Raw genomic sequence first — 17,904 nt, 5'->3', positions numbered from 1 at the left:
TGAAGGCTGGCGAACCCCCTATCTGACACAAGGACATCCGATGACCGGCACCGGCGACACCACCCTGCGGCTGCTCTTCCCCCAATGGCAGGGCGGCAACAACCCGCCCTATGTCTTCGGCGCCCAGCTGCTGTCCTGGCTGGCGCCCGAGGCCACCGGGCCGGTCGAGCAGGTCAGCGTCACACCGCCCGATGGCACTCCGCTCACGGCCGAGAACGGCATCGTCGGGCGCGCGGCGCTGCTGGCCCAGCTGGCCGATGCCCGCCGCCTGATCGACAAGCACCGGCCCGACCGACTGGTGGTGCTGGGCGGCGACTGCCTGGTCGACCTGGCGCCCTTCGCCTATCTCAACGAGCGCTATGACGGCGACCTGGCGGTGCTGTGGGTCGACACCCACCCGGATGTGATCACCCCGCGGGAGTACGAGAACGCCCATGCCATGGTCATGGGCAACCTGCTGGGCGAAGGCGAGGCCGATTTCGTCGCGGCGGTGAAGCGGCCGATCAAGCCGCAGAACGTGATGTTCGCCGGCCGCCAGGACACGCTGGAGGCGCTGCCGGCGGTCCGCGCGATGGAGACGGCGTTCTTCCAGCGGCTGAACCTGCGCAGCGTCGGCCCGGCCGATCTCGCGGAGACCAGCGAGCCGGTGCTGGAGTGGCTGAAATCGATCGGCGCCCGGCACCTGGCGATCCATTTCGACCTGGATATCCTCGACCCGACCCTGTTCCGGTCCCTGCTGTTCGCGAATCCCGACCCGGCCTCGCCGGCGCTCGACGGCATTCCCCGCGGCCGGATGACGATGGACCAGATCGTCCGGCTGTTCGCGGATGCGTCCAAGGCTGTGGACGTGGTCGGGCTGGGGATCACCGAGCATCTGCCCTGGGATTCCCTGGCGTTGCGGACGATGCTGGCGCAGCTGCCCCTGCTCGGGTCGCCGTCGCGCTGATACCCCCCACGAGGAAGGAGACCGCCATGCTCGAAGCCGTCAACCGGCCGGGGGTTCCGCCGATGCCGACCTACAGCCAGGGCATGGTGGCCACCGGGTCCCGCACGCTCTACGTCTCCGGCCAGGTGGCGGTCGGGTCCGCGCGGGCCGACGGCATCGCGGCGCAGGCCGAGGTCGCGTTCGAGAATCTGCGCCTGGTGCTGTCCGCCGCGGCCATGACCATGGCGGATGTCGCCAAGCTGACCGTCTTCCTCACCGAGGAGGCCGACATCCCCGGCTTCATGGCGGTGTACACCGCCCGGATGCCGACGTCGCCGCCGCCGGCGGTCACGCTGGTGGTGGTCAAGGCGCTGGCCGCGCCGCAATACCGGGTCGAGGTCGAGGCCATCGCGGTGCGCTAGCGATCGGGCTGCGACCGGATGCAAGACACAAAAAATAACATTTGCAGGGATGATCGCCGGCCCGCCCGCTGCGAGGATGCCGCCATGGTGGGACCCTTGAAGACCCTGTCGCCGGCCGAGCCGGCGCGGCCGGCGCATGTGCTGCTCGTCGAGGACGATCTCGAGATCTCCCGGATGCTGCAGGGCGTGCTGTCGGAGAGCGGCTTCACCGTCTCCGGCGTGACCGACGCGGCCGGGATGGACGGGGTGCTGGCCAGGGACAAGGTCGACCTGGTCGTGCTCGACATCATGCTGCCGGGAGAGGACGGCCTGAGCATCTGCCGCCGGCTGCGGACGGCGTCGGCGATCCCGATCATCATGGTGACGGCCCGCGGCGACGCGGTCGACCGCATCGTCGGGCTGGAGATCGGGGCCGACGACTACCTGCCCAAGCCGTTCGATTCCCGCGAGCTGGTGGCGCGCATCCGGGCGCTGCTGCGGCGCGCCCAGGGCGGGACCGGCGGCGGCCGCACGCGCCCGCTGCGCTTCGCCGGCTGGCGGATCGACCCGGCGTCGCGGCAGCTGCACGACCCCGACGGGCTGCAGGTCGCCATGACCAGCGTCGAGTTCGACCTGCTGGCGGCCCTGTGCCGGCACCCCGGCCAGGTGCTGTCGCGCGACCAGCTGATCGAGCTGACGCACAGCGGCCTGGCCAGCCCGATCCAGCGCAGCATCGACGTCCATGTCAGCCGGATCCGGCAGAAGATCGAGCCGGACCCCGACAACCCGCGCTACATCAAGACCGTGCGCCTGGGCGGCTACATGTTCACCGAACCGGTGGAGCAGGCCTGATGCGATTCCGGCCTCGCCTGATCCCGCGCAGCATCGTCAGCCAGATCACCGGGATCGTCGTCGCCTCGATGCTGCTCGGCATCGGACTGACCGGCACCGTCCTGTTCCTGTTCTTCAGGGACCCCGACGCGCGGGACGGAATTTCACTCTCCGCGATGGGGTTCGCCAAGATCACCCAGCTGGTTCAGAGCGCCAAGACCCCGGAAGAGGCCGACATGATCCTCGGCGTCGCCCGGCGGGCCGGCGCCGATGTCATCCAGGTGCCGCTGGCCGAACTGGCGGTCCAGCCCGACGACCCGCCCACGCCGATCCTGTCCAGCGTGATCGCCTATCAACTGAGATCCGGCTGGGGCATCCAGGCGTGGGGCGGCACGTTCCCTCCCGGCGGCCGCCCCCGGCTGGTGGTGCAGCTCGACGATCGGTCCGCACTGCTGTTCGCCGCGCCGACCATGGCCGGCCAGTGGCTGGTCATCCTCAAGCCCACGGTGCTGATCATCATCACGATGATCGTGTTCGTGCTGTTCCTCTCGATCTATGCGGTCCGCTGGATCATCGCGCCGCTGTCGGCGCTGGGGATCGCGGCCGATTCCTTCGGGCGCTCGCCCGATGACGACCGACGGCTCAGCCGCCGGGGACCGGACGAGATCGGCCGGCTGGCCGACGCCCTGAACACCATGCGCACGCGCATCCGGGCCCTGATCGACGACCGCACCCGCATGCTGGCCGCGATCAGCCACGACCTGCGGACGCCGCTGACCCGCCTGCGGCTGCGCGCCGAACGGATCGATGACCCGGAACTGCGCGACGGCGTCCTGCACGAGGTGGTGCGGATCAGCGGCATGCTCGACGAAACGCTGGAGTATCTGCAGCCGGGGGCCCGGGAAGAGCGGATGTCGCGGGTCGACCTGTCGAGCCTGCTGCGGACGGTCTGCACCGAATTCGGCGATGTCGGGCACGGCGTCACCTATGCCGGGCCGTCGCGGCTGGGCTGGGTCTGCCGGCCCCATGCGCTGACCCGCGCGGTCAGCAACGTGGTCGACAACGGCGTCCAGCATGGGTCGGCGGTGCGGGTCGACTTGCGGGTCGGCGCGGACGGCATCGCGGAGATCGAGGTGGCGGATGACGGTCCGGGCATTCCCGCGCCGCTGCGCGAGAAGGTATTCGATCCCTTCTTCAAGGGCGACGAGACCCGGCCGGCGACGGCAGGCCGCGGTTTCGGGCTGGGTCTGTCGATCGCGCGCGACGTGGTTCGCGGGCATGGCGGCAGTATCGAACTGCTCGACCGCCTGCCGCATGGCCTGATCGTCCGGATGTCGCTGCCGCGTGATCCATCCGGTCTCTGCCCACCGGCGCCCGCAACATCTCTTAACGCAACTTAAAACCCTCCCGTCCCGCCGGCTCTTATTCTCGCAGCTCTTTCGAGCCACGGGGATAAACCGAATGACGGCGCTTCTGTCGACTGCTGTTTCTTTTGCACGGCCAAGTATCCGCCGGGGCAGGACTGGTGCGCCGTTCGCCCTGGCCGGGGCGTGCCTGGTGCTGTTCGCGACCAGCACGCCGGTGGGGGCCCAGGACCTGATCCGCGGCCAGCCGGAGGACACCCCGGAGGCGGTCGATCCCGGCGGCAAGGACTGGACCTTCGTCCTCGGCGGCGGCGTCCGGGTCGGGCCGAGCTACCAGGGCTCCGACAAGGTCTCGGTGTCGCCGCTGCCCTTCGTCGCGATCGACTGGCGGGACCGGGTCTTCCTCGACATGGAGCGCGGGATCGGCGTCAACGTGGTGCGCAGCGGGGCCCTCAAGCTGGGCGTCTCGGTCGGCCTTGCCCCCGGCCGGAACGAGGACGACGAGGACCATCTGAAGGGCCTGGGCGATATCGACACGGCCGCGCGCGGCCATGTCTTCGGGTCCTATTCCTTCGGCATGCTGCAGCTCGGCATCGACCTCTCCAAGGATTTCGGCGGCAGCGACGGGCTGCAGGTCCGGCCCAGCGTGTCGGTGCAGGTTCCGCTGTCCGCGACCTGGAAGCTCACATCCGGCGTCTCCGCCACCTGGGCCGACGACGACACTATGCAGACCTTCTTCGGCGTCTCGACGGCGCAGTCCCGCAGCTCGGGGCTGGAGCGCTTCGACGCCGGGGCCGGGTTCAAGAGCGTCGATTTCCGCGTCGGCCTCAACTGGGCGATCTCCGAAAGCTGGTTCGCGACGGCGAATGTCGGGGTCGGCGTCCTGCTCGGCGATGCGGCCGACAGCCCGATCACCGAGAGCCGGGTGCAGCCCTCGGTCGCGCTCGCGGTCGGCTACCGGTTCTGAGGCCGCCGAGATAGGCGCAGAGCATGTCGGCCAGGGCCTCGGCATAGGTCTCGATCTCCGCCGGGGTCCGGGGCGTTTCCGAGAAGCTTTTGCCGACCTCGCTCAGCGTCGTCATGATCAGGTCGCGGGCCAGGTCGCGGGCCAGGTCGCGGGTTGGGTCCGCCGCCTCGGGCAGCGCCTCGCGCATGAAGGCCTCGACCGCGCGGCGTCCGGCCGCCCTCACCTCCCCCGCCTCGGGCGCATCGCGGTACAGCGGGGCGGCGTCGTTGAGCGCGACCCGGACCTCGGCCTCGTCGCATTCCGAGCGCAGGAAGGCGTGGACCAGGCTACGCAGCCGGTCCGGCGGCGGCGTCGCGGTGTCCTCGAGGATGCCGCACATCATCTCGGTGGTCTGGCGCCACTCGTCGCTCTGCAGCCGGAACAGGATGGCGGCCTTGTTCGGGAAGTACTGGTACACCGACCCGACGCTGACCCCGGCCCGCTCGGCCACCCGCGCGGTGGTGAAGCGCCGGGCGCCTTCCTTCGCCAGAACCTGAACCGCCGCATCCAGGATCGCCGCCACCAGCACCGCCGAGCGGGCCTGCTGCGGCTGCTTTCGCGAGGAGATCGGCGGGCTTCGGCGATCGGTCATGGGGCGGTGCGGCAATCCGAATCGGGAATTTGACGAATTAGTCGTATCCCTGGCCCGGTGCAAGGAGGCCCGGGAGCCAGCCGCCAGGATCGAGTCCGTCTCCATCGTCGGGTTCGGCATCCCCGATGGCCCCGCGCCGTCCGCCGCCGGAACCTGAACAGCAGCGTCCAGAACCGGGGCAACCGGCGCGGCCGGGTGAGCCGGCCGGGCCGGTTTTCGCGAGGGAATCCGCGGCCTTCAATGATTGGTCGTGGGGCAGCGCGGCAATGCGAATCAGAAACCTGACGAACTCGTCGTATTTCTGGTCCGGCGCGAAAACGCGCTGATTTGAGACCGGAGACCCCGTATGGCCACCCTGACCGCCGCCCCGCTCGCCCCCCTGCTCGACCGCCTGTTCATCGAGGCCGATGCCGCCTCGGCGATGGCGAGCCCCGCATTCGCCGCCGTCTCCCCCGAGGAGCGGGTGCGCCTGATGCGGAGCAAGACCGATTACCTCGACCTCTACACCCGCCTGAAGGACTTCCCTTTGCCCGTCTCCCGCGAGACCGGCGCGCTGCTGTACATGCTGGCGCGGGGCTGCGGCGCGCGGGCGATCGTCGAGTTCGGCACCTCCTTCGGCATCTCGACCCTGCATCTCGCCGCCGCCCTGCGCGACAATGGCGGCGGCCGCCTGATCACCAGCGAATTCGAGCCGTCCAAGGTGGCCCGGGCCCGCGATCACCTGACCGCCGGCGGCCTGATCGACCTGGTGGAGATCCGGGTGGGCGACGCCCTGCAGACGCTGGGCGCCGACCTGCCCGACAGCATCGACCTGCTGCTGCTCGACGGCGCCAAGGCGCTGTACCCCGAGATCCTGGACCTGGTGGAGAGCCGCCTGCGGCCGGGCGCCTTCATCGTCGCCGACAACGCCGATCACAGCCCCGACTACCTCGCGCGGGTGCGCTCGCCCGACGGCGGCTACCTGTCCACGCCGTTCGGTGAGGATGTCGAGCTGTCCCTGCGGCTCGGCTGACGTGCCGCGCCGACAGGGACAGCCCGCGCGGCCGGCCTACAGCACGAAATCCGCCGCCGTCAGCGCATGGTCGGCGCGGACGTTGATGGCGAAATCGGCGATGCGGTCGCCATTGGTGTCGGCATAGACCACCTGGGTCGCCCCCGCCGTCACCACCAGCATCTCCCCGGCATGGCCGGTGAAATTGCCGGCGATCAGGCTGAAGGCGGTGTCGCCATTGGCCGAATTGCCGTCGGCGTCGATCGCCGAGAGGTCGATATGGTCGCCGGTGGTGAAGTCGTAGATGGTGTCCTTGCCCGCCGACGCCACGGTGCTGTCGGCGATGGCGGTGTAGACGAAGCGGTCATTGCCGGCCCCGCCCTGCAGCAGGTCGGCGCCGATGCCCCCCGTCAGCACATCGTCGCCGGCCCCGCCCGACAGGGTGTTGGCAGTCTCGTCGCCGGTCAGCACGTCGTTATGGGCCGACCCGGCGAGGCTCTCGATCCCGGCCAGGGTGTCGCCCTGGGCGTCGCCGCCCACGCCGGCGCCGCCGGCCAGGCTGATCGTCACCCCGGCCGCCGAGCTGGCGTAGCTGGCGGTGTCGATCCCCGCGCCGCCGGTCAGGGCATCCGCGCCGGCCGCGCCTTCGAGCACATCGTTGCCGTCGCCGCCATCGATCTGGTCATTGCCGGTGCCGCCATAGAGGCCGTCATTGCCGGCATCGCCGAAGATGATGTCGTTCTCGCTGCCGCCATCGACCGAGTCCGCGCCGGTGCCGCCATGGATGGTGTCGATCCCGGCGCCGCCGACGAGGCGGTCATTGCCGTCGCCGCCATCGAGATTGTCGTTGCCGTTCTCGCCATTCATGGCGTCATCGCCGCCATTGCCGACGAGGGTGTCGTTGCCGTTCTCGCCGCCGATCACGTTGCGGCCGTTGTCGCCGCTGAGGTGATCGTCGTTGCTGGAGCCATAGAGGTTCTCGATGTTGGTCAGCACGTCGCCCTGCGCGTCGCCGCCGGAGGCGGTGTGGGCGAGCAGGTCGACGGTCACGGCCGAAGCCGAGCCCTGGTAGTTGGCGAAGTCCGACCCGGCACCGCCATCGAGGACATCGGCGCCGGCCCCGCCACGAAGAGTGTCGTCGCCGCCGCCGCCGGCCAGCACATTGGCGAAGCCATCGCCGAACAGCTTGTCGGCCAGGGCCGAGCCGGTGACGTTCTCGATGGAGAACAGCGTGTCGCCCTGGGCGTCGCCGCCCGTGCCGGTGCCGAGCCCGAGGTCGATCGTCACCCCGGCCGACGAGGTGCTGTAATCCGCCGTATCGATCCCGGCGCCGCCGCCGATCCGGTCCGCCCCGGCCCCGCCGCGGATCACGTCGTCGCCGACATCGCCGCGCAGGTCGTTGGCCCCGGCATTGCCGATCAGGGTGTCGTTGAAGGTCGAGCCGATCAGGTTCTCGATCGCCGTCAGGGTGTCGCCCTGGGCGTCGCCGCCCGTGCCGGTCCCGGCCGAGAGATCGACCTGGACGGCCGCCGCGGAACCCAGATAGCTCGCCGTGTCGATGCCGTTGCCGCCCCGCAGCTGGTCGGCACCGCCGCCACCGATCAGCAGGTCGTCGCCGTCCCCGGCGCCGAGGGTGTTGGCCCCGGCATCGCCGGTGAGGGTGTCGTTGAAGGCTGTGCCGAAGACATTCTCGATGCCGGACAGCGTGTCGCCCTGGGCGTCGCCGCCCGTGCCGGTGCCGGTCGCCAAATTGACTGTGACCGCCGCCGAGCCGGTGTAGTCGACGCCATCCACCCCGTTGCCGCCGGCGAGGGCATCGGCGCCGGCCCCGCCATGGAGCGCGTCGTCACCATTGCCGCCGGCCAGTGTATTGGCGCCGCCGTCGCCGGTCAGGGTGTCGTTGAAGCCCGAGCCGACGAGGTTCTCGATCCCGGTCAGCGTGTCGCCCTGGGCGTCGCCGCCCCCGCCGGTGCCGCTGGCCAGGTTGGCGGCCACCCCGACGGTCGAGCTGTCGTAGAAGAGCGTGTCGACGCCCGCCCCGCCGTCGATGGCGTCGGCGCCGGCGCCGGCGTTGATCAGGTCGTTGCCGTTGCCGCCGCTGACGACGTCGTTCCCCGCATAGGAGCGGATGATGTCGTCGCCGTCGCCCCCCGTGAGCGTATTGGCGCCGGCGTCACCGTCCAGGGTGTCGTTGAAGGCCGTGCCGATGACGTTCTCGATGCCGGTCAGCGTGTCGCCCTGGGCATCGCCACCCAGCCCGGTGCCGAGCGCCAGGTTGACCGCCACCCCGGCCGCCGAATTGCCATAGGTCGCCGTGTCGATACCGCCGCCGCCCTGCAGCGCGTCCGCGCCGCCGCGACCCTGCAGCACGTCGTCGCCGGCGCCGCCGTTGAGGGTGTTGGCCCCGGCGTCGCCGTTGATGGCGTCGGCGAAGGCCGAACCGGTGACGTTCTCGATGCTGCTATAGCTATCGCCCCCGGCATCGCCGCCCAGGCCGACGCCGGTGGTCAGGTTGACGTTGACCGCGGCGGCGGAGAAGACATAGGCCGCCGTGTCGCTGCCGTTGCCGCCCTGCAGGGTGTCGGCGCCGACCAGGCCTTCGAGCACGTCGTTGCCGTTGCCGCCGTCGAGGATGTTGTTGACGCCGTTGCCGTACAGGGTGTCGTCGAAGTTCGAGCCGATCACGTTCTCCATGTTGGCGAAGGTGTCGCCGTCGGCCCAGCCCCCGACGCCGACGCCGCCGTTCAGGTTGACCGTGACCGCGGCGGTGGACCCGCCATAGGTCACCGCGTCGATGCCGGCGCGGCCGTCGAAGAAGTTGACCGCGGCGCTGGCGCCGAAGAAATCGTCGAAGGTCGAGCCGAGCACGTTCTCGATGCTGATCAGCGTGTCGCCGTCAGCATGGCCGCCGGACGCGACGCCGTTGTCCAGATTCACGATGACCGCGGCGTTGGAGTTCTCGTAGGACGCGGTGTCGCTGCCGGTGCCGCCGTCCAGGAGGTCGCCCAGCGCCCCGCCCTGGAGGAAGTCGTTGCCGGCGCCGGCGTGGATCGTGTCGTTGCCGCTGGTGCCGATGACGTTGAGGAAGTCGTCACCGAGCAGGACGTCGTTCCCATCGCCGCCGTTGATCGTGTCGTCGCCGCCCAACCCGCCCAGGGTGGAGCCGCCCACGGCGGCGGTCAGGGTGTCGTTGAAATTGGTGGCGATGATGCTTTCGAAATTGGCGAAGGTGGTGCCCGCGGCCCCGCCGCCGCCGATGCCGGTGGCCACGTTGATGATCACGCCCGAGCCGGAGGTGCGGCAGTCGAGGAAGTCCCCGCCGGCGCCGCCGTCCAGAAAATCGGTGCCGCTGCTGATCGAGATGATGTCGGTGCCGGCGCCGCCGCTGAGGGTGTTGTTCCCGCCGTCGCCCCCCAGGATGTCGTTGAAGGCGGACCCGATGATGGCCTCGAAGCCGGTCATGGTGTCGCCCACGGCTTCGCCGCCGAAGGCGGCGCCGTTGATGTTCACCCACACGCCGGCGGTGGCGTTGGCGAAGGTGAGCGTGTCGAAGCCCGCGCCGCCATCCAGGATGTCCTGGCCCAGGCCGCCCGAGATCGTGTCGTTGCCGCCCAGGCCGGTGAGGGTGTCGTTGCCGTCACCGCCATTGATGAAGTCGATACCGTCGGGATTGGCCGGATTGCCCGGATCGGTTCCGGTGAGGACGTCGTTGCCGGCGGTGCCGTTGAGGGTCTGGGTCATCTGAGCCTCCTGCTGAGCGCCTTACCAGGCGATGGCGGTCGATCTTGGGGTCGGCCGGCCGGGCTGAATCGGAATGGCGGGTATTTAGCAGGAATCCCACATAGCCCGTTAGGTCCAGATGGGGTGAATCGATGGTGCCAGATGCCGTCCGGATGGTGCCAGATGCCCCCTATCGATGGGTCCAGATGGCGGTGGCGGGTTGCCGTCATGAAAACGGCCCGGGCGCCCCGCGGCGTCCGGGCCGGTGCCGTCGCGGCGCTACAGCAGGAAATCCGCCGCCGCGAGCGGGTGGTCGGAGAGGACATTGATGGCGAAATCGGCGATGCGGTCGCCATTGGTGTCGGCATAGACCACCTGGACCGCCCCGGCCGTCGCGATCCGCAGTTCCCCGGCCTGGCCGGTGAAGGCCCCGGTGCCGAAGCTGAAGGCGGTGTCGCCGTTGCCGCCGTTGCCGTCCGCGTCGATCGCCGACAGGTCGATGTGGTCGCCGGTCGCGAAGTCCGCGATGGTGTCCTTGCCCGCCGCGGCCACAGTGCTGTCGCCGATGCCGGTGTAGATGAAGCTGTCATTGCCCGCGCCGCCCCTCAGCAAGTCGCCGCCGAGGCCTCCCGCAAGCACGTCGTCACCCGCCCCGCCCGACAGGGTGTTGGCCCCGGCGTCGCCGGTCAGCACGTCGTTCTGGGCCGAGCCGGCCAGGTTCTCGATCCCGGCCAGGGTGTCGCCCTGGGCGTCGCCGCCCAGGCCGGTGCCGGTCGCCAGGCTGACCGTCACCCCGGCCGCCGAGCTGGCGTAGCTCGCCGTGTCGATCCCCACGCCGCCGGTCAGGGCATCCGCCCCGGCCGCGCCTTCGAGCACGTCGTTGCCGTCGCCGCCGTCGATCTGGTCGTCGCCGGCCCCGCCATAGAGGCCGTCATTGCCGGCATCGCCGAAGACAATGTCGTTGTCGGCGCCGGCGTCGATCGAATCATTGCCGATGCCGCCATGGATGGTGTCGATGCCGGCGCCCCCGACGAGCCGGTCGTTGCCATCGCCGCCGTCGAGGGCGTCGTTGCCGGCCTCGCCGTTCAGGGCATCGTCGCCGCCATGGCCGATGATCGTGTCGTCGCCGAGCTCGCCGCCGATGACGTTGCGGCCGTTGTCGCCGGTCAGCTGGTCGTCGAAGCTGGAGCCGTAGAGGTTCTCGATGCTGGTCAGCACGTCACCCTGGGCGTCGCCGCCCGAGACCGTGCCGGCCAGCAGGTCGAGCGTGACCGCCGCGGCCGAGCCCTGGTAGTTGGCGAAGTCCGAGCCATCGCCGCCATCGAGGACATCGGCACCCGCACCGCCATGGAGAGTGTCGTCCCCGGCACCGCCGGCCAGCACATTGGCGTCGGCGTCACCGTAGAGGTGGTCGGCGAAGGCCGAACCGGTGAGGTTTTCGATCGTCGCCAGCGTGTCGCCCTCGGCGTCGCCGCCATGGCCGGTGCCGAGCACCAAATCGACCGTCACCCCGGCCAAGGACCCGGAGTAATCCGCGGTGTCGATGCCGGCATCGCCGACCAGCGCGTCGGCCCCGGCCAGCCCGGTCAGGACATTGTCGCCGCTGTTGCCATGGAGCGAGTCGGCCAGGGCCGACCCGGTCAGGTTCTCGATCCCGGTCAGGGTGTCGCCATTGGCGTCGCCGGCCGAGATCTGCGCCCCGCCCAGGCGCAGGTCGACGGTCACCCCCACCAGGGAATCGACATAGCTCACCGTGTCGGTACCGGCGCCGCCGTCCAGCGTCTCGGCATTGGCGCCGGCGATGATGGTGTCGTTGCCGCCGCCGCCCTGCAGCGACACGGCATCGCCCATCGAATGGATGGTGTCGTCGAAGGCCGTTCCGTGAATCTCTTCGAAGCTGGAGGCGGGCTGGGTCCAATAGAAAGCGATGCGAACACCGTCGGACTGCCGCAGGATGCTGCTGTAGCCGCCCACGTTGTCGTTCAAGAAGATCAGGCCCTGGCCGAAGCCGGAATAATCCAGGAGGTCGTAGCCGTCATAGCCGACATAGATATTGTTGTTGCCGGTGCCGATGACGATGTCGTTTCCGGCGAAGGCGAAGACATTGTCGCCCGGACCATAGGTGAAGTCGTTGTACCCAGGCGGGGCGGTCATCCCATCTCCCGCGGCGTGAAAGAAGTCCTTCCCGTCGGTGCCGTCCACGTCCGCCATGCAATGCTCCCAAAAATGCGTGGGACTCGAACCCGGTCCAAAACCCCGCCTTGATACGGGATTCGCAAGATCGCCGCCTAGATTGAATTTGGCGATTATCCGATAGTTCTTCGCAATTGTGGCGTGCAGGCTGGCGGTCCTATCCCGGGCCGCGCAGCGCGTCGATGAAGGCGCGCAGCGCCGGGGGCATCTGCCGCCGGCCGGGATGGTAGAGGTAGAAGCCCGGGAAGCGCGGCGACCAGTTCTGCAGCACCCGCAGCAGGCGCCCGGCCGCGACATCGGGCCCCGCCTGGCGGTCGAGCAGATAGGCGATGCCGACGCCATCCAGCGCCGCCTGCAGCATCAGCTCGGTGTCGTTGACCACCAGCGGCCCGTCCACCGCCACCGCGAACTCCCGGCCGTCGCGCGCGAACTCCCAGCGGTAGAGGTCGCCGCCGCCGGGCCAGCGGAAGCGGATGCAGCGATGCCGGTGCAGGTCGGCCGGCGTCTCCGGCACGCCGTGCTCGGCCAGGTAGCCCGGCGTCGCCACCGCCATCAGCTCCAGCGCGCCGGTCAGCGGCACCGCCACCATGTCGCGCTCCAGCGTCTCGCCTAGCCGGATGCCGGCATCGAAGCGCCCGGCGACGATGTCGGTGATGGTGTCGTCGACCACCACCTCCAGCGTGATGCCGGGGTGGAGGCGGTGGAAGGCGCCCAGCATCGGCGCGATGAACTGGGCGGCGGCGACGCGCGGCACGTTGATCCGCAGCCGCCCGGCCGGCGCGTCGCGGAACCGGTTGACCTCCTCCACCGCCGCGTCGAATTCGCCGAACAGAGGCTTGATCCGGGCGAACAGCCGCTCGCCCGCCTCGGTCGGGGTGACGCTGCGGGTGGTGCGGTTGAGCAGCCGGACGCCCAGCCGCTCCTCCAGCCCGCGCAGGGTCTGGCTGAGGGCGGAGGGCGACACACCGAGATGCCCGGCGGCGCGGGAGAAGCTTTCCGCCTCCGCCACCGCGGCGAAGGCCTTCAGTTCCGCATAGTCGCTGCCACGCATTCTATGTCACCCGCTTCAAAGCCATTGAAGATCATACATCATTCTCTTCAGGACAAGCCGGCGCCAGATTGATCCTGCGGGCGATGTACGCCCGGACCAGGAGGCACCCATGAAGATCTTCATCGTTCATGCCCATCCCGAGCCGCGCAGCTTCAACGGCGCGTTGACGGACACCGCGCGGCGCTGCCTGGCCGAGGCGGGCCACGCGCTGGTCGTCTCCGACCTCTATGCCCTGGGCTGGAATCCGCGCTCCGACCGGGCGAACTTCACCACCGTGCTGGACCCCGGGGTCTTCCGGCAGCAGCAGGAGGAGGCCCATGCCAGCGCGCAGGACGGCTTCGCCGCCGATGTGCGGGCCGAGTTGGACAAGCTGCTGTGGTGCGACGCGCTAATCTTCCAGTTCCCGCTGTGGTGGTTCTCGCTGCCGGCGATGCTGAAGGGGTGGGTCGACCGAGTCTTCGCCATGGGCGCGGTCTATGGCGGCGGGCTGTGGTATGACCGCGGCCGCTTCGCCGGGCGCCGGGCGATGCTGTCCCTGACCGTCGGCGGCCCGGCCTCGATGTACCGGCCGGACGGGCTGAACGGCGACATCGACCGGCTGCTGTACCCGATCCAGCACGGCATGCTGCGCTTCACCGGCTTCGACGTGCTGCCGCCGGTGATCGCCTGGCAGCCGGCGCGGGTCGGCGACGAGGCCCGGCAGGCCTATCTCGAGCAGTACCGGCAGCGCCTGCTGGCCCTGGCGACGACCACGCCGCTGCAATTTCCCAGCATCGACGATTACGACCCCGAGACCTTCACCCTGAAGACCGGAGTTGCCGCATGAGGGTCATCGTCATCGGCGCCACCGGCACCATCGGCTCGGCGGTCGCCGCCGCCCTGGAGACCCGGCACGAGGTGGTGCGGGCATCGCACCGCGGAACCCCGGCGGTGGACATCGAGGATCCGGACTCGATCACTGCGCTGCTGCAATCCGTCGGCGAGATCGACGCGGTGGCGTGCTGCGCCGCCAGCGCCCCGATGGCCTCGCTGGTCTCGGCTTCGGATGCCGCGTTCACCCAGGGGCTGCAGGGCAAGCTGCTGGGCCAGGTGGCGCTGCTGCGCCGGGCGCTGCACCATCTGCGCGACGGCGGCTCGGTGACCCTGACCAGCGGCGCCTTCGCCCGCCCGACCCCGGACGCCGCCTTCGGGGCGCTGGTGAATGCCGGGATCGAAGCCTTCGTCCGGGCCGCCGCGGTCGACCTGCCGCGCGGCCTGCGGGTCAATTGCGTGAGCCCCGGCTGGGTGCGCGAGACGCTGCTGGCGATGGGGCTGGACGGCGCCGACGGCACGCCGGCGGCCACGGTGGCCCGGGCTTACGTCGCGGCGGTGGAGGGGACGATGACCGGGCAGGTGATGAGGCCGGGGGCCGCTCGGAACCCATCACTTCTTGTCCCCCCTCCCCTTGCGGGAGGGGGGTAGGGGGAGGGGGTTGTCGATGCCAGAGCCGAACGCCCTATGGTTCAACACCTCGTCCTCCCAACACCTCCGCGATCGCCTGCACGACGCCTGTCAGCTCACGCATGACCTGGTCGTTGGAGAAGCGCATGACGCGGAAACCCTGACCTTACAGCCAACACGTTCTCCGCGCATCGGCATCGACGGTCAGCTCGTGTGACGGCCCGTCGACCTCAATCACCAACCGTGCCGAAAGTCAGATAAAATCGACGATGTAACGGCCGAGCCGGTATTGGCGTCGGAAGCGAACGCCGCCGACGCGCTTGTCCCGCAACTGGTGCCACAGCAGTTGCTCAGCATCGGTCTGGTTGCGTCGCAAGAACTGGACGTGTTGATCGATCATCGGCGCGTTGCCTCGAAAACCCCCTCCCCCTACCCCCCTCCCGCGAGGGGAGGGGGGACCCAATTGGTGGCACCGCGATACCCGCCCTACCCCACCCGGAACTCTTCCCGATGGATCGCCGTCCTCAGCCGGCCGTCGGCGCCGACCACGCCGCGATACATGCCTTCGCAGTTGAACGGCAGCGCGACGTTGCCCTGGGCATCGACCGCGATCAGCCCGCCGGAGCCGCCGATCGGGCCGAGCAGGTCGAGCACCACCCCGTCCGCCGCCTGTGCCAGGTCCTGACCGGCCCAGCGCATGCGGGCATCGATCTCGTGCCCGGCGGCGTAGCGGATGAAGAACTCGCCATGGCCGGTGCCGGAGACGGCGCAGGTGGCGTTGTCGGCCCAGGTGCCGGCGCCGATCACCGGGCTGTCGCCGATGCGGCCGGGGGTCTTGCCGGTCATGCCGCCGGTCGAGGTGGCGGCGGCGAGGTTGCCGGCAGCGTCGCAGGCCACGGCGCCGACCGTGCCGTGCTTGCGGGCCTGGTCGCCATCGTCCGGCAGCGCCAGCCGGCGGCGCTCCAGCTCCTTTTGCAGGGCGTCCCACCGGGCGTCGGTGCGGAACCAGGACGGGTCCATATGCTCCAGCCCGGCGTCGCGGCAGAAGCGGCGCGCCCCCTCCCCGGCCATCAGCACATGTTCGGTCCGCTCCATCACCGCGCGGGCGGCCAGGATCGGGTGGCGCGGGCCGCAGATGCCGGCGACCGCGCCGGCGCGGCGGTCGCGCCCGTCCATCACCGCCGCATCCATCTCGTTCTCGCCGGCGCTGGTGAAGACGGCGCCGCGTCCGGCGTTGAACAGCGGGTCGTCCTCCAGCGCCATCACCGCGGCGGTGACCGCGTCCAGCGCCGAACCGCCGGCGGCCAGCACGTCATGGCCGGCTGCGAGCGCGGTGCGCAGCCCCTGGTGGTAGGCATCCTGCCGCTCCGGCGTCATCGACGCCTTCAGGATGGTGCCGGCACCGCCATGGATCGCCAGCACGGCGCGGGATGGGTCGCTCATGAGAACCTCGGGTTCAGCGCAGGAAGGCCGTCATCGCGGAGACCGCATTCATCCAGCGGATGGCGTCGGCCACGCTGGCGGCGGGAAACGCCACCGTGACCCCGTCGCGGCGGTCGGCCGGCGGCAGGGTGGCGGCGAGATCGGCCAGGGCCGGGCCGCCCATCTCCAGCTCCAGCGTGTAGGGACCGTCGATGCGGAAGGGCGAAATGGCGCCGGCGCGGCGCACGGCGCGGGCCGCGCCCTCCCGCAGGGCGGCACGGGCGGCGGCGACCGGCAGCGACCGGGCGGCGCGGTTGCCCAGGGCCTTCTTGACCTGGACGAACTCCGCCTGGGGGAAATGATCCCGCAGCTCGGCCACGCAGCGGTCGTCGCCGGAGACCAGCGCCACCGGCACACCCAGGCTGCCGGCATGGGCGCCGTAGATCCCGGCCTCGCCCAGCGGCCGGCCGTTCAGCCGCACCGCGCGGAAGGCGAAGCCGTTGGTGGTGTGGGCCAGCACCCCCTCCTCCGACGCCCGGGCGTGGTATCCCAGGCAGAACACCGCGGCGTGGCCGGCATCGAGCCCGCAGAACATGTTCAGCGGCTTGGGCTTGCCCTGGATCAGCTCCGCCGCCGGGTGCAGCAGGTCCGGCAGCAGGTTGGTCATCGGGCCATGGGCGTCGTTGACCAGGATCTCGGTCGCCCCGCCTTCCAGCGCGCCTTCGATCGCGGCGTTGACCTCCTCGGTCATCAGCCGGCGGGCGCGTTCGTATTCGGCATTGCCGGGCTGGCCCTGCAGCGGCGAGACCACGCCGGCCACGCCTTCGATGTCGGACGAGATGTAGATCTTCATTATGCGCCTTCCTGTATCAGCCAATCCGCCAGCGAGGGCCGGGAGTGTCCGCTTCGGCCGATGGTGGCGCCGGCGGCGCACAGCGCGTTCAGCACCGCCTCCTGCGTCGCCTCGGCCGCGGCCTGGAACAGCCGGTCGATCCGGGCCTCGTTCAGCACCCGGATGCCGACCAGATCCTGCTTCTGGTCGTGATCCACCGGGTCGGCGGTGGTAAGGCCGAGCGCGATGTCGCCGCTGCCATGGCCCCAATAGGCACCCAGCCGGGCCAGGCCGGCGCCGCAGCGCCTGGTGACGCGGTGCAGCTGGCGGTGTTCCAGCGGCACGTCGGTGGCCAGCACCACGATCACCGAGCCCTTTTCCGCGGTCGGCTCGGTCGGTGGCGTCGGCCGGCGGCCATCGGGCAGGACCAAATCGCCGGCCCGGCCGAAATTGGCCAACACCAGCACGCCGAGGTGAAAGTGCGTCCGGTCCAGCTTGATCCGGCGCGAGGAGGTGCCGATGCCGCCCTTGAAGCCGAAGCTGCTCATCCCGGTGCCGGCGCCGACCGACCCCTGGCCCACCCGGCCGTCGCTGGCGGCGTCGATCGCCTCCAGCGCATCGGTCTCGGTCACCGCCATCGCCTGGATGTCGGACAGGAAGCCGTCATTGCATTCCAGCACCACCGGATTCACCGTCGCGGTCTCGCGCCCGATGTCGGGGTTGGCCGCGATCGCGGCGCGGACCAGCGCATTGGCGCAGGTGCCGACGGCGAAGGTGTTGGTCAAGAGGATCGGGGTCTCGACCGTCCCCAGCTCCGCCACCTGCATCAGGCCGGTGCTCTTGCCGAAGCCGTTGATGATCTCGACCGCCGCGCGGGGCTTGGCTCGGTACAGGTTACCCGTATGCGGCAGGATGGCGGTGACCCCGGTCAGCACCGCGCCGGTGTGCAGGGTGAGGTGGCCGACCCGCAGCCCGGGCACGTCGGTGATGGCGTTCAATTCCCCGGTCGGCAGCGTGCCGCAGACGAGGCCGAAGTCACGGGCCGGGCGGGTCATCGTCGCATCCATCGGCGGCGTCGGATGCTGCTTCTGTCCCATCCGGCCGGCCGGCTGTAAAGCGGCTTCGGCGCAGGGCGG

General features: G+C 70.2%; 15 protein-coding genes and 1 pseudogene. 8 read left to right on the top strand and 8 right to left on the bottom strand.

All coding sequences use genetic code 11. From position 1 onward, the window contains the following. Positions 1 to 40: 40 nt before the first annotated feature. The 5 genes from E9232_RS08210 (at position 41) to E9232_RS08190 (ending at position 4,488) form a co-directional block, all read left to right on the top strand. On the top strand, positions 41 to 946 hold the full coding sequence (locus E9232_RS08210; RefSeq protein WP_309793293.1) for an arginase family protein: 906 nt from the start codon (positions 41 to 43) through the stop codon (positions 944 to 946). 26 nt (positions 947 to 972) lie between these two features. Beyond that, complete coding sequence (locus E9232_RS08205; protein ID WP_309793292.1) at positions 973 to 1,347, top strand: RidA family protein; 375 nt, start codon at positions 973 to 975, stop codon at positions 1,345 to 1,347. A gap of 84 nt (positions 1,348 to 1,431) precedes the next feature. Further along, the gene (locus tag E9232_RS08200) at positions 1,432 to 2,178 is read left to right on the top strand and encodes a response regulator (RefSeq protein WP_309793291.1); all 747 of its coding nucleotides are present in this window, start codon (positions 1,432 to 1,434) and stop codon (positions 2,176 to 2,178) included. Next, entirely contained in the window at positions 2,178 to 3,557 is a 1,380-nt protein-coding gene (locus E9232_RS08195) for a sensor histidine kinase (RefSeq protein WP_309793290.1), read from the top strand. Before E9232_RS08200 ends, E9232_RS08195 begins: the two co-directional genes overlap by 1 nt. A 61-nt stretch (positions 3,558 to 3,618) precedes the next feature. After that, the gene (locus E9232_RS08190; protein WP_309793289.1) at positions 3,619 to 4,488 is read left to right on the top strand and encodes a MipA/OmpV family protein; all 870 of its coding nucleotides are present in this window, start codon (positions 3,619 to 3,621) and stop codon (positions 4,486 to 4,488) included. On the opposite strand, the gene E9232_RS08185 is transcribed toward E9232_RS08190, so the two are convergent. Then, positions 4,433 to 5,119, bottom strand: a complete 687-nt coding sequence (locus E9232_RS08185; protein WP_309793288.1) for a TetR/AcrR family transcriptional regulator — start codon at positions 5,117 to 5,119, stop codon at positions 4,433 to 4,435. The genes E9232_RS08190 and E9232_RS08185 overlap by 56 nt on opposite strands. A gap of 346 nt (positions 5,120 to 5,465) precedes the next feature. Here E9232_RS08185 and E9232_RS08180 point away from each other — a divergent pair, with 346 nt between their 5' ends. Beyond that, the gene (locus tag E9232_RS08180) at positions 5,466 to 6,131 is read left to right on the top strand and encodes an O-methyltransferase (RefSeq protein WP_309793287.1); all 666 of its coding nucleotides are present in this window, start codon (positions 5,466 to 5,468) and stop codon (positions 6,129 to 6,131) included. A 36-nt stretch (positions 6,132 to 6,167) separates the two neighbouring features. Here E9232_RS08180 and E9232_RS08175 read toward each other — a convergent pair whose 3' ends face one another. From E9232_RS08175 to E9232_RS08165, 3 genes are all read right to left on the bottom strand, one after another. Continuing rightward, entirely contained in the window at positions 6,168 to 9,851 is a 3,684-nt protein-coding gene (locus tag E9232_RS08175) for a beta strand repeat-containing protein (RefSeq protein WP_309793286.1), read from the bottom strand. Positions 9,852 to 10,109: 258 nt separating this feature from the next. Continuing rightward, positions 10,110 to 11,984: a calcium-binding protein gene (locus E9232_RS08170; protein ID WP_309793285.1), complete on the bottom strand. Its 1,875-nt coding sequence runs from the start codon at positions 11,982 to 11,984 to the stop codon at positions 10,110 to 10,112. A 196-nt stretch (positions 11,985 to 12,180) separates the two neighbouring features. Next, entirely contained in the window at positions 12,181 to 13,074 is an 894-nt protein-coding gene (locus E9232_RS08165) for a LysR family transcriptional regulator (RefSeq protein ID WP_309793284.1), read from the bottom strand. A 109-nt stretch (positions 13,075 to 13,183) separates the two neighbouring features. Here E9232_RS08165 and E9232_RS08160 point away from each other — a divergent pair, with 109 nt between their 5' ends. Then, positions 13,184 to 13,900, top strand: a complete 717-nt coding sequence (locus tag E9232_RS08160) for an NAD(P)H-dependent oxidoreductase (RefSeq protein WP_309793283.1) — start codon at positions 13,184 to 13,186, stop codon at positions 13,898 to 13,900. Continuing rightward, on the top strand, positions 13,897 to 14,535 hold the full coding sequence (locus E9232_RS08155; RefSeq protein WP_309793281.1) for a short chain dehydrogenase: 639 nt from the start codon (positions 13,897 to 13,899) through the stop codon (positions 14,533 to 14,535). Before E9232_RS08160 ends, E9232_RS08155 begins: the two co-directional genes overlap by 4 nt. A gap of 34 nt (positions 14,536 to 14,569) precedes the next feature. On the opposite strand, the pseudogene E9232_RS08150 reads toward E9232_RS08155, so the two are convergent. The 4 genes and pseudogenes from E9232_RS08150 to E9232_RS08135 form a co-directional block, all read right to left on the bottom strand. Beyond that, positions 14,570 to 14,914, bottom strand: a pseudogene (locus E9232_RS08150) (endonuclease domain-containing protein). 86 nt (positions 14,915 to 15,000) lie between these two features. Further along, a complete protein-coding gene (locus E9232_RS08145; protein WP_309793279.1) occupies positions 15,001 to 15,957 on the bottom strand; it encodes an isoaspartyl peptidase/L-asparaginase family protein in 957 nt (318 codons plus the stop codon). Positions 15,958 to 15,970: 13 nt separating this feature from the next. Continuing rightward, on the bottom strand, positions 15,971 to 16,789 hold the full coding sequence (locus E9232_RS08140) for a M55 family metallopeptidase (protein ID WP_309793278.1): 819 nt from the start codon (positions 16,787 to 16,789) through the stop codon (positions 15,971 to 15,973). Further along, entirely contained in the window at positions 16,789 to 17,823 is a 1,035-nt protein-coding gene (locus E9232_RS08135) for a DmpA family aminopeptidase (RefSeq protein WP_309793277.1), read from the bottom strand. The genes E9232_RS08140 and E9232_RS08135 overlap by 1 nt, the downstream gene beginning before the upstream one ends. Positions 17,824 to 17,904: the final 81 nt, after the last annotated feature.

Origin of the sequence: Inquilinus ginsengisoli (assembly GCF_031453975.1) — a bacterium.
Taxonomy (GTDB): Bacteria; Pseudomonadota; Alphaproteobacteria; order DSM-16000; family Inquilinaceae; genus Inquilinus; species Inquilinus ginsengisoli_A.
This window is presented reverse-complemented; position numbering and strand designations above follow the sequence as displayed.